The organism is Methylobacterium sp. WL69, assembly GCF_008039485.1.
Lineage (GTDB): Bacteria > Pseudomonadota > Alphaproteobacteria > Rhizobiales > Beijerinckiaceae > Methylobacterium.
The window spans coordinates 1-11,413 of the sequence record NZ_VRUZ01000114.1; the positions used below are offsets into that span (position 1 = coordinate 1).

At 70.9% G+C, this 11,413-nt stretch carries 12 protein-coding genes; 5 read left to right on the top strand and 7 right to left on the bottom strand.

Annotated features, from left to right (window positions below; translation table 11 throughout):
* Positions 1 to 77 precede the first annotated feature (77 nt).
* Entirely contained in the window at positions 78 to 1,883 is a 1,806-nt protein-coding gene (locus tag FV218_RS20045; protein WP_147711280.1) for an ABC transporter ATP-binding protein, read from the top strand.
* 10 nt (positions 1,884 to 1,893) lie between these two features.
* Here FV218_RS20045 and FV218_RS20050 read toward each other — a convergent pair whose 3' ends face one another.
* Positions 1,894 to 2,343 (bottom strand): response regulator, encoded by a 450-nt coding sequence (locus FV218_RS20050; RefSeq protein ID WP_147711272.1) that lies wholly within the window; start codon positions 2,341 to 2,343, stop codon positions 1,894 to 1,896.
* Positions 2,340 to 3,473: a histidine kinase dimerization/phosphoacceptor domain -containing protein gene (locus FV218_RS20055; protein WP_056087808.1), complete on the bottom strand. Its 1,134-nt coding sequence runs from the start codon at positions 3,471 to 3,473 to the stop codon at positions 2,340 to 2,342. The genes FV218_RS20050 and FV218_RS20055 overlap by 4 nt, the downstream gene beginning before the upstream one ends.
* 399 nt (positions 3,474 to 3,872) lie before the next feature.
* Between FV218_RS20055 and FV218_RS20060 the strand changes: the two genes are divergently transcribed.
* Together FV218_RS20060 and FV218_RS20065 are read left to right on the top strand one after the other, a co-directional pair.
* Positions 3,873 to 5,060, top strand: coding sequence for a patatin-like phospholipase family protein (locus FV218_RS20060; protein ID WP_147711274.1), 1,188 nt, complete (start codon positions 3,873 to 3,875; stop codon positions 5,058 to 5,060).
* Between the two features lie 177 nt (positions 5,061 to 5,237).
* Complete coding sequence (locus FV218_RS20065) at positions 5,238 to 6,863, top strand: ABC-F family ATP-binding cassette domain-containing protein (RefSeq protein WP_147711276.1); 1,626 nt, start codon at positions 5,238 to 5,240, stop codon at positions 6,861 to 6,863.
* 92 nt (positions 6,864 to 6,955) lie between these two features.
* Here FV218_RS20065 and FV218_RS20070 read toward each other — a convergent pair whose 3' ends face one another.
* The 5 genes from FV218_RS20070 to minC (FV218_RS20090) all read right to left on the bottom strand — a co-directional run bounded on the left by FV218_RS20070 (position 6,956) and on the right by minC (FV218_RS20090) (position 9,880).
* On the bottom strand, positions 6,956 to 7,084 hold the full coding sequence (locus FV218_RS20070; protein ID WP_056087800.1) for a hypothetical protein: 129 nt from the start codon (positions 7,082 to 7,084) through the stop codon (positions 6,956 to 6,958).
* A 214-nt stretch (positions 7,085 to 7,298) separates the two neighbouring features.
* Entirely contained in the window at positions 7,299 to 7,565 is a 267-nt protein-coding gene (minE, locus tag FV218_RS20075) for a cell division topological specificity factor MinE (protein WP_056087796.1), read from the bottom strand.
* A complete protein-coding gene (minD, locus tag FV218_RS20080) occupies positions 7,562 to 8,377 on the bottom strand; it encodes a septum site-determining protein MinD (protein WP_056087793.1) in 816 nt (271 codons plus the stop codon). Before minD ends, minE begins: the two co-directional genes overlap by 4 nt.
* 14 nt (positions 8,378 to 8,391) lie before the next feature.
* Positions 8,392 to 9,093, bottom strand: coding sequence for a septum site-determining protein MinC (minC, locus tag FV218_RS20085; RefSeq protein ID WP_056087790.1), 702 nt, complete (start codon positions 9,091 to 9,093; stop codon positions 8,392 to 8,394).
* Positions 9,094 to 9,220: 127 nt separating this feature from the next.
* Positions 9,221 to 9,880 (bottom strand): septum site-determining protein MinC, encoded by a 660-nt coding sequence (gene minC / locus FV218_RS20090; protein WP_056087788.1) that lies wholly within the window; start codon positions 9,878 to 9,880, stop codon positions 9,221 to 9,223.
* 462 nt (positions 9,881 to 10,342) lie between these two features.
* Between minC (FV218_RS20090) and FV218_RS20095 the strand changes: the two genes are divergently transcribed.
* Positions 10,343 to 10,678 carry a hypothetical protein gene (locus FV218_RS20095; protein WP_056087784.1) on the top strand — a complete coding sequence of 112 codons (336 nt, stop codon included), beginning with the start codon at positions 10,343 to 10,345 and terminating at the stop codon, positions 10,676 to 10,678.
* Positions 10,675 to 11,413 (top strand): PepSY-associated TM helix domain-containing protein (locus tag FV218_RS20100; RefSeq protein WP_147711278.1); only part of this gene is annotated, 739 nt, incomplete at its 3' end. The genes FV218_RS20095 and FV218_RS20100, both read left to right, overlap by 4 nt.

The following is an 11,413-nucleotide window of genomic DNA, read 5'->3' on the forward strand; positions in this document are numbered from 1 at the left end:
GCCCCGCACCATCCCCTGCCTCGCCGGGGGCCGTCACTCCCCCGCCGGGGAGCGCCCTCGCCGAGCGCTTCGGCGCCCTGCGCCACCTGCCGGCGCTGGCCCGCCTCGTCTACGCGGCGAGCCCGCGCCTGCTGCCGGCGAGCCTCGCCCTGCGCCTGGCCCGGGCGAGCCTGCCCGTCCTGATGCTCTACGTGGCGAAACTCATCCTCGACGCCATCGTGGCCGAGCACGCCCGGCCGCACCCCGTCGGCCTCGGCCTCGACGCCTGGACCTCCGACCCGGCGCTCGGGCGCCTCGCCGGCCTCGTCGCCCTCGAATTCGGCCTCGCCATCCTGGCCGATCTCCTCGGCCGGGCCAGCGGCCTCGTCGACGGGATCGTCGCCGACCGCTACGGCAACGCCGCCAGCCTCCGCCTCATGCGCCACGCCGCCGCCCTCGATCTCGCCCAGTTCGAGGACGCGGCCCAGCAGGACCGCCTCGAGCGGGCCCGCCGGCAGGTCACCGGCCGCTCGAACCTGCTGTTCCAGCTGTTCGGCCAGGGCCAGGACCTCATCACGCTCATCGCCTTCGCCATCGGGCTCGCCGCCTACGCGCCCTGGCTGATCCTGCTCGTGGCCCTGGCCCTGGTGCCGGCCTTCCTCAACGAGACCCACTTCAACCGCCAGGGCTACCGCCTCGCCTGGACCCGCACGCCGGAGCGGCGCCAGATCGACTACCTGCGGACCCTCGGCGCCAGCGTCGAGTCGGCCAAGGAGGTGAAGCTGTTCGGCCTCAACGGCTACATCGCCGAGCGCTACGCCGTGCTCGCGGAAAAACTCATCGCCGACAACCGCGACCTGGCCCTGCGCCGCGCCGCCTGGGGCGGCGGCTTCGCGGCCCTCGGGACGCTCGCCTACTACGCCGCCTACGCCACCCTGGTCTGGCGCACGGCGGCGGGGCAGTTCTCCATCGGCGATCTCGCCTTCCTCGCCGGATCGTTCCAGCGCCTGCGCTCGCTCATCGAGGGCCTGCTCCAGGGCGTCTCGCAGATCGCGTCCGGGGCGCAGTACCTCGACGACCTGTTCGCCTTCTTCGCGCTCGTCCCGGCCATCCGCTCGCCGGCCGCCCCCGTGCCGTTCCCCACCCCCGTGACCCACGGCATCGTCTTCTCGGATGTGGGCTTCCGCTATCCGGGCACGGACATCTGGGCCGTGCGCCACCTCGACTTCCATCTCCGCGCCGGCGAGGTCCTGGCCCTGGTCGGCGAGAACGGCGCCGGCAAGACCACCATCGTCAAGCTGCTGACCCGGCTCTACGACCCCACCGAGGGACGCGTCCTCCTCGACGGCCGCCCCCTCGCCGACTACGACCTCGACGACCTGCGCGGCCGCATCGGCGTGATCTTCCAGGACTTCGTGCGCTTCAACCTCACGGCCGGCCAGAACGTCGCCGTGGGCCGCATCGAGGCCCGCGACGATCCCGAGCGCATCACCCGCGCCGCCGGGCGCAGCCTCGCCGACGCGGTCATCGACCGCCTGCCGCTGGCCTACGACCAGCCCCTCGGCAAGCTCTTCGCCGAGGGCGTCGATCTCTCCGGCGGCCAGTGGCAGAAGATCGCGCTGAGCCGCGCCTACATGCGCGAGGCCGAGATCCTCATCCTCGACGAGCCGACGGCGGCCCTGGACGCCCGCGCCGAGTTCGAGGTGTTCCGGCGCTTCCGCGACCTCGGCCGGGGCCGCACGGCGGTGCTCATCTCCCATCGCTTCTCGACGGTGCGGATGGCCGACCGCATCCTGGTGCTGGACGGGGGCCGGGTGCTCGAATCCGGCACCCATGCGGAGCTGCAGGCGAAGGGCGGGCGCTACGCGGAACTGTTCGAGCTGCAGGCCGCCGGGTACCGTTGAGGGCGCGGCGTCACGCCCGCATGTTCTCCCACTGCGCCCGGTAATCCGGCGCCAGGGTCAGGCCCAGGGGGGCTTCCATTCCGGGCGGCGGGTTGTGCACGCAGGCTTCGAGATACGCCATGGTGTCGAGGATCACCGCCTCGGTGAACGGCTTGGCGATCACCCCGGCCGCGCCCTCGAAATCGTCGGTGAAGCGGCGGGCGTTGGCGGTGACGAACACCAGCATGGCCGCGGACTCGTCCCGCAGGGCCCGGACGATGTCGAGGCCGGACGAGCCGCCGCGCAGCTGCAGGTCCACGAGGACGATGTCGGGGCGGGTCTCGCGCGCCAGGCGGATCGCCTCGTCCGCCGTGGCGGCCGTGCCGACGACCACGTGTCCGCCATCCTCGAGCAGGAACTCGAGCTGCATCAGGATGAGCGCCTCGTCCTCCGCGATCAGGACCCGAAGGGGTTCACTCACGCTGTCTCCCTGCTGGTGGCGGTCTCGAGGGGCAGTCGGATGTCGATCCGGGTTCCGGGCCGCGGTCCGGACCCGGCGGGTTGCCAAGCGATACGCGCGTTCAACTGGCGTGCCAAGCTTTCCACCAGGCGCTTGCCGAAGGAGCGATGGCCCAGGATGTCGGGCGGCATGCCGACGCCGTCGTCGACGATCCCGATCCCGAAGTGATCGCCGTCGGGCTTGACCGTGATCGAGAGCCGTCCGGGCGCGTCGCCCGGAAAGGCGTGCTTGAGGGCGTTGGTGATGAGCTCGTTCATGATCAGGGCGATGGGCGGCGCCTTCTCGACGGGGACCTCCACCGCTTCGAGGTCGCAATGCAGGCGGAGGCCGGCCCGGCCCGAGCCGCGCACGAGGTCGGAGGCGAGCTCGCGGGCGAACTCCGCCACGTCGAAGCGCTGGACGTCCTGCGACTGGTAGAGCCGCTTGTGCACCGTGCCCAGCGCCTCGATCCGGGTCAGCATGGTCTTCATCGCCGCGCGCGCCGTGGGATCGGCGATGGCGCGGGTCTGCATGGTCAGGAGCGAGGCGATCATCTGGAGGTTGTTCTTCACCCGATGGTCGACCTCGTGGACCAGCATGGTCTTCGCCGCCAGCGCCTCCGTCAGCTCGCGGGTGCGCTTGGCGACCTCGCGCTCGAAATGCTCCTTCTCGTCCCGAATCCGCGCCTGCGCGTCGACGCGGTCGGTGATGTCGAGCTGCGAGGCGAAGAAGTAGAGCAGCTCCCCCTCCTCGTTCGTCACCGGGCTCATGTAGAGCGCGTTCCAGAACGAGGACCCGTCCTTGCGGTAGTTCAGGATGTCGATGGCGATGTCGCGCCGCGCCGCGACGGCCTCGCGGATCTGCCGCACGGCGCCGCGATCGGTGTCGGCCCCCTGCAGGAACCGGCAGTTGGTGCCCATGATCTCGTCGCGGCCGTAGCCCGACAGCTTCAGGAAGGCGTCGTTGACGAACACGATGGGGTTGTCGTCCCGGCGCGGGTCGGTGACGATCATCGCCATGCGCGTCGCCCGGATGGCGGCGGCGAAGGGATCGCCCTTGCCGTGCTCGACCATGAGGTCGTCCGTGAGGTGCCAGGCGTCGTCCCGTTCCATCGTCCTGCCTTCCGCCTGTGGCCCCAGGGCCGCAGGGCGATCCCATCCGTGCCGTTCGATCGCGTGCCGCACCCGCCCGGGACCGGCCCCGTCACGGGACGCTCCGACGTCGCGCTCCGTGGGAGGGAGCGGCTGAGGGTTTCGGGAGGGCACCGGACCTTAACCGTTGCCGTACCCCGCTTCAAATGCCGGAGGCGTGAAGAAGTTCAATTCGCACAGGGGTCCGGCGAAGGGTGTTCCGCGCCGGAACCTCCGGTGATCGTTCCAGCATCCGGGGATCATCTGTGACCGCGATGCAACGTGACCGCACGGAAGCTTTCGGCGGGTGGAACACCCGAACGGCCAAGCTGGTTTTTCGTGCTAGGCATGGGCCGTTGGGTCGGGCGGTTTTTTTAGGAAATGTCGATGTCTCGTCTCGGATGGTCGCGCGGTGTGCTGGCCCTGCTCGTGGCCGGTCAGCTCGGTGCCTGCGGCTCGACGCCCCGGATCTCGTACAGCGCCGGCGAGGCCGCCGCCGCCACGGTGCCGGGCATGGACCTCGCCGTGCGCGCCTACGCGGACGCGGCGGAGACGACCTTCACCGAGATGGCCGCGCGGCCCGAGAACAAGAAGGTGCCGTTCGCCTACCTTGCCCTCTCGGGCGGCGGCGGCGACGGGGCCTACGGCGCCGGAATCCTCAACGGCTGGACGGAATCCGGCAAGCGCCCGGAATTCTCCCTAGTGTCGGGGGTCTCCACGGGTGCCCTCATCGCGCCCTTCGCCTTCGTCGGCCCGGAATACGACGCGGTCCTGAAGGACATCTACACCAGCGGCGTCGCCTCGACCCTGGTGCAGTCGCCGAGCGTCGCCAACGTGCTGTTCGGCTCCGGCCTGTTCGGCGACGGGCGCCTGCGCGGCCTCGTGCGCCGCTACGTCACGCCCGAGCTCCTGGCGGCCGTCGCCGTCCAGCACGCCAAGGGCCGCCGCCTCCTCGTGGTGACCACGAACCTCGATTCCCAGCGCGCCGTGATCTGGAACATGGGCGCCATCGCGGCCAATGGCGGACCCACCGCCCTCGACCTGTTCGCCGACGTGCTGACCGCCTCGGCCAGCATTCCGGCGGTGTTCCCGCCCCAGCTCCTCGACGTGCAGGCGGAGGGCCGCGCCTTCCAGGAGATGCACGTCGACGGTTCGGTGGTGACGCCGGTGTTCACCCTGCCGCAATCGTTCCTCCTGCGCGACGGGCGCTTCAAGGCCGGCGCCAAGTCGGACATCTACGTCATCATCAACGGGCGCCTGGAGCCGGAATTCGATCTCGCGCAGAACAACACCCTGTCCATCGTCGAGCGCGCGTTCACCACGGCGAGCCGCGCCCGCAGCCGCGCCACCATGGCGACCACCTACGCCTTCACCCGCGCCAACGGCATCGGGTTCAACCTGACCTACATCGACGAATCCGCGCCCAACACCACGGCGGCGAAGGGCTTCGACACCGGCTACATGCGCGGCCTCTACGAGAGCGGCTACGCCGCCGGCCGCACCGGCACGTTCTGGCGCAAGAGCGTGCCGACCTCGCCCCTGCTGAAGACCGTGGCCGAGGCGCGCTGACGGGCGGACCGCGCGAACGGGGGCCATCCTTGCGGGGGTGGCCCGAAAATCCCAGCCCAAGAACGGGGGCCACCCCTGCGGGGGTGGCCCTCGTGTCCGATGCTGCAATGCGGTAGGAAGCCGTTCCCCGTGGGTCGCTCGTGAGCCCGCGCCCCCTCGGCGAACCGTGACCCCGCAATGATCCAGATCGAAGACCTCACCTTCAGCGCCTGGGGCCGGCGCTTCTTCGACCGCGCCAGCGTGGCGATCCCGCCCGGCTCCAAGGTCGGGCTGGTGGGCCGCAACGGCGTCGGCAAGTCGACCCTGTTCAAGATCATCCTCGGCGAGTTCCAGCCCGACGGCGGCGCGATCCTGCTGCCGAAGACCGCCCGCGTGGCGAGCGTCGACCAGGAGCACCCGGCCACCCCCGTCAGCCTCATCGACACGATTCTCGCCGCCGACACCGAGCGCGAGGCCCTGAACGCCGAACTCGAGACCGCCGAGCCCGAGCGCATGGGCGAGATCTACGGCCGCCTCATCGAGATCGACGCCGACCGGGCCCCGGCGCGGGCCGGCGAGATCCTGGCCGGCCTCGGCTTCTCCGTCGCCGACCTCGAACGGCCCATGGCCGAGTTCTCCGGCGGCTGGCGCATGCGCGTGGCGCTGGCCGCCGCCCTGTTCGCCGAGCCCGACATGCTGCTCCTCGACGAGCCGACCAACTACCTCGACCTCGAGGGCGCCCTGTGGCTGGAGGCGCGGCTCAAGCGCTACCCGCACTCGGCCCTCATCATCTCCCACGACCGCGAACTCCTGAACAATTCCGTCGACGCCATCCTGCATGTCGCGGGGGAGAAGCTCGAACTCTACACCGGCGGCTACGACGACTTCGAGAAGCGCCGGGCCGAGAAGGCGCGCCTGCAGGCCTCGACCAAGGTGAAGCAGGAGGCCGAGCGGGCCCACCTCCAGAGCTTCGTCGACCGGTTCAAGGCCTCCGCCTCCAAGGCCGCCCAGGCCCAGTCGCGGATGAAGCGCCTCGCCAAGATGGAGCCCATCGCCACCACCATCGAGGAGCACGTGGCGCCGTTCCACCTGCCGTCCCCGAAGCGCCCCCTGGCGCCGCCCCTGATGCATCTGACCGACGCCAGCATCGGCTACGGCGACGACGCGCCGATCCTGCGCGACCTCAACCTCACCCTCGACGTCGATGACCGCATCGGCCTGCTCGGCGTCAACGGCGCCGGCAAGTCCACCTTCGCCAAGATGGCGGCGGGCGCCCTGTCCGTGCGGGACGGCCGGATGGTGCGGGAGGGCCGGGTCCAGGTCGGCTGGTTCCACCAGCACCAGATCGAGGCCATGGACCCGAAGGACACGCCCCTGGCCATCATCCGCCGCGAGCGGCCCGACGACAGCGAGTCGGCGCGGCGGGCCAAGCTCGCGAGCTTCGGCCTCGCCTTCGACAAGCAGGAGACGACGGTGGACGCCCTGTCGGGCGGAGAGCGGGCGCGGCTGCTCCTGAACCTCGTGGCCATGCAGGCGCCGCACCTGCTCATCCTCGACGAGCCGACCAACCACCTCGACATCGACAGCCGGCGGGCGCTCCTCGACGCGCTGAACGATTACGCCGGCGCCGTCATCCTCATCACCCACGATCGCTCGCTGATGGAGCTCGTCGCCGACCGCCTGTGGCTGGCCGCGGACAACACCGTGAAGCCGTTCGCCGGCGACATGGACGATTATGCCCGGTTCGTCCTCGACCGCACCCGGGCCGGCCAGCGCGCGCCGGGGCAGGGACGGGAGAAGAAGGGCAAGCGCCGCGCGGCCTGAACCGCGTCCTTTGGCGATGCAAGGCTGTCATTCCGCCGGGAGGCGGAAAGCCGCGCCGCCGTCCTCAAGGGCGGCGGCGCTCTGAAAAGGCGTTACTTGCGCAGCAGCTTGGTCACGAGGCGGCCGATGGGGCTGCTCGACTCGTAGTTGCGCTCGTCGCGCACCACGGGGCGGTCTTCGTTGCCGAGGATCTTGGTGACGAGGCGTCCGATGAGGCTCATGGCTGGCTCCGGGTGTGAGGGCGCCGACGACAACGGCGCAGCTTGACCCATCAACACGCGGGGTCCGGCCCCTGTTCCCGCGGATGCGCGCGGCGGCCGGCATCGACCGTATCGGCACGCCTCGAACCCGGCGGGGCCGTTCACCGCCGCTTGAAACGTTTTTCGCGCGGGGTGTGGTTCACACCCCGCGCGCTTCGGAACCACCGATCCGGGCTCAAGCCGCCTTGCGGGCCACCAGGGGGACGGGGAGTTCGATGTCGACGCCCAGCGTCGAGACGTCCTTGCCCCGGTCCAGGCGGATCTGGACCTTGTCCTGCTCGACGATGACGTGCTTGGCGATGACCGCCAGGATCTCCTCGCGCAGGATCATCACCAGGTCGGAGCCGCCGGCATTCCCGCGCTCATGCGCGAGGATGAGCTGAAGGCGGTCCCGCGCCACCGGCGCGGACCCCCGGCGGTTGAACATCTTGCGAAGGCTCATGCCGCCCTCCGGGTGAACAGCTTGTTGAGGAGGGATTTCTTGTCCGAGGGGACCGCCATCGGCACCGTGTCGCCCTTGAGGCGGCGGACCGCGTCGATGTAGGCGCGGGACGGGGCGCAGAGCGGGTTGTTGAGGGTCACCGGGCAGCCGACGTTGGAGGCGCGCAGGACTTCCATGCTCTCGGGGATGATGGCGAGCAGGGGGATCGAGAGGATCTCCAGCACGTCGTCGATCTTGAGCATGTCGCCCCGGTCGGCCCGGGCGGCGTCGTAGCGGGTGAGGATGAGGTGCTTCTCCATGGTCTCGCCGCGCTCGGCCTTGAGGGTCTTCGAGTCGAGGAGCCCGATGATCCGGTCCGAATCGCGCACCGAGGAGACCTCGGGGTTGGTCACCACCACGGCCAGATCGGCGTGGCGCATGGCCAGGGTCGCGCCGCGCTCGATGCCGGCGGGGGAATCGCAGATCACCCAGTCGAACTTTTCACGCAGCTCGTTCATGACGCGGGCGACGCCCTCGTCCGTGAGCGCGTCCTTGTCGCGGGTCTGCGAGGCCGGCAGCAGGGAGAGGTTCTCCAGGCGCTTGTCGCGGATGAGGGCCTGGTTGAGCTTGGCGTCGCCGTTGACCACGTTGATGAGGTCGTAGACCACGCGCCGCTCGGCGCCCATCACGAGGTCGAGGTTGCGCAGGCCGACGTCGAAATCGACCACCGCCACGCTCTGGCCCGCCTGCGCGAGCGCCGCACCGAGGGCCGCCGTCGTCGTCGTCTTGCCGACGCCGCCCTTGCCTGATGTCACGACCAGAATTTTGGCCATACGAGCTGTCTCCCTCAATCCAAGGATGCGAATTTGATGGCGCCGCCATCGAGCCAGATCTGCACGGCCTGGCCGCGCAGGTGGGTGCCCATGTCCTCGGCCGTGCGGACGAGGCGGTCGATGCCGAGGAGTTCGGGCTCGAACTTGCGGCAGCAGATGCGGGCGCGGGGGTTGCGGGCGGCGCCGGCGATGGCGCGCCCCCGCAGGGCGCCGTAGACGTGGATGGACCCGCCGGCGAGGATCTCGGCCCCCGAAGAGACCGAGCCCATGACGGTGACGTCGCCGGTGGGGTGGACGATGGACTGGCCCGACCGCACGGACCCCTCGATGGTGAGGGAGGTGGTGGCGGGCTCCGGGGGCGCCGGCGGCTCCTCCGGCACGGTGGGGATCTCGAGGGTCGAGACCGGTCGTCCCGCGTTCAGCAGGGGCGGGCGCCCCGGTCCGACGAGGGGAAGCGCCGTACCCTCGATGCCGAGGATGCGGATGCGACGGCTGCCGAGATCGGACAGCAGCGTGTCGAGGCTGGGGGCGTCCGGCGCCAGGGCCGCGACGTCGAGGATCAGGGCGCGCCCGTCGAACAGCGTCGGCGAGCGCTTAAGGGCTTCGTCCAGATCGGCGAACCAATCGGGAAGCGGCAGCTCCGGGGCCAGGACGAGCGCCTTGAAGGCACGGCCGCGAAGCTCAACGGATCGGCGGGGAGTGGGGGCGCTGGTCACGGCGTCTCGCGATTCCTTACCAGACCATTGATGCCCGGTATGGTTACCGCTTCGTTAACGACCCGTGTTCAAAGGATGAATGATTGCCCCTGTCCCGGGATACCGTGATCCCGGGACCACAGATCGCTCAGTCGAGCGCCGCCACCTTGATGGCGTCGCCGTCGAGGCGCACCTGCGCCGGCAGGCCGCGCTGGACGGGGCCGAGGTCGTCGGCCGTGCGGTAGAGGCCGTCGATGGCGATGAGTTCGGGCTCGAACTTGCGGCAGGTGATGCGCGCCTCCGGGTTGCCCGCCGCCCCCGCGATGGCGCGCCCGCGCAGGGCGCCGTAGACGTGGAGCGAGCCCCCGGCGATGACCTCGGCGCCCGACGCCACCGAGCCCATCACGGTGATGTCGCCCTCGAGGTGCAGCACCGTCTGCCCCGAGCGCACGGGGGCGTCGAGGATGAGGGAGCGGGCCGGCGCGGGCGCCGGGGCCACGGACATCCGTCCCTCGGGCGCCTCCGCCTCCGGGGCGGCGACCTCCTCCACGGGGCGCCCGCCGGCCAGGGGCGGCGGCAGGCCGTCGCCGAGGAGGCCGGGGCCGGCCCCCTCGATGCCCATGACGGTGACGGCGCGGTCGGACAACGCGGCCACGAGGGCGCGCAGGCTCTCCCGGTCGAGGCCGGCCCCCGAGACCTCCAGGATCACCGGACGCCCGACGAAGAAGGCCGGCGAGCGCCGCGCCAGGGCGTCGAGTTCCTCCAGCCAGTCGGCCACGGGCGGCACGGGGGCCAGCACCAGGGCCATGAACGAGCGGCCGCGGAAGCGGATCGGGGGGCGGGCGGGGGTCGCGGGCGTGGGGGCGGAGCTTGCGGTCACGGCATCGATCTTCTGACGAGAGGGGCCGGGGTCCGTCCTCGACGGCAACCCCGCAGCATGTCCGGGCAGGTGTGTGGGTAGGTGTCTCTTAAGGGGTCTTGGCCGCCATCGTAGCCCGGAGTGGGACCGCACGTGGACACCCATTCGGGCCGTCAACACGATTTGGCGTGAGCGCCCCGGTGAAAGACCTGTCCCGCCGGAAAGTACCGCGACGGGAGATGTCAGCATGGACCATGGCACCGTGCGACAGCAACCTTGGAATGATTCCACAACATAGCGATTGCCGGCCGAAGACGCGGATCGCTATAGCGGGGCCGATCTCTTCCGTGACGGTGCGGCGTTTCCATGGGAATGCGCCCGGCTGCCGTCCCGCCCCGAGAAGGTGCCGCGATGCCGGACGAAGCCGCCCTGCGAAACCCCGGCCGAGGCCTCGGCTGGCGCGTCCGCGCCGCCGTCGCCGGCCGCGTCGTGCTGGCCACCTTCGGCGCCTACGGCGTCGCCGCCCTGTCCACGGCGTTCCTGTCCCTCGTCCTGCCCATGGTCCGCTCCGAGGCCGTGGCGACGGCGACGCTCCTGAGCTTCGCCATCATGGTCGGCGCCGTGGTCTGGGTGTTCGCCGCCCGGACCCTGGCCCGGGCCGCCCTCGGCCTCGCCGTGCCCGCGGCGCTCCTGGCCGGCGGCCTCTGGCTCGCCCTCGCCCTGGTGGATACGGCGCCCCCGGCATGAGACGCGGGTTTCGCCAATCCATGGCGTGGCTGCACACCTGGTCCGGCCTCGTGACCGGCTGGGTGATGTTCTGCGTGTTCGTGACCGGCACGGCGACCTACTACCGGACCGACATCTCCCTGTGGATGCGCCCCGAGCTCAGGGCCGCCGCCGTCGCGCCGGGCGCCGCCGCAGAGCGGGGCGCGGCCTACCTCAAGGTCCATGCGCCCAAAGCCGTGTCGTGGTTCGTCTCCCTGCCGCAGGAGGACCGCCCCCTCATCGGCGTGTACTGGCTCGACAGCTTCGAGGCGCCGATCCGGCAGGCGAGCCTGGATGCCGAGACCGGCCAGCCCACCACGGCGCGGGCGACGCAGGGCGGCGATTTCCTCTACCGCTTCCATTACGAGCTCCAGATGACGCCGATGCTCGGCCGCTGGATCGTCGGCGCCAGCGCTCTGGTGCTGCTCGTCGCCCTCGTCTCCGGCATCGTCACCCACCGGCGCATCTTTGCAGACTTCTTCACCTTCCGGCGCGACCGCTCGGCCCAGCGCGGCTGGCTCGACGCCCACAACGTCACCGGCGTCCTCGCCCTGCCGTTCCACCTCATGATCACCTATACGGGCATCGTCACCCTCGCCTTCACGCTCATGCCCTGGGGCATCGCCTCGGCCTACAGGGGCGACGAGATGCGGTTCTACGTCGAGGCCGGCCAGACCCCGGCCTGGCGCGCCGCCGCCGGGCGCCCCGCCGAGCCCC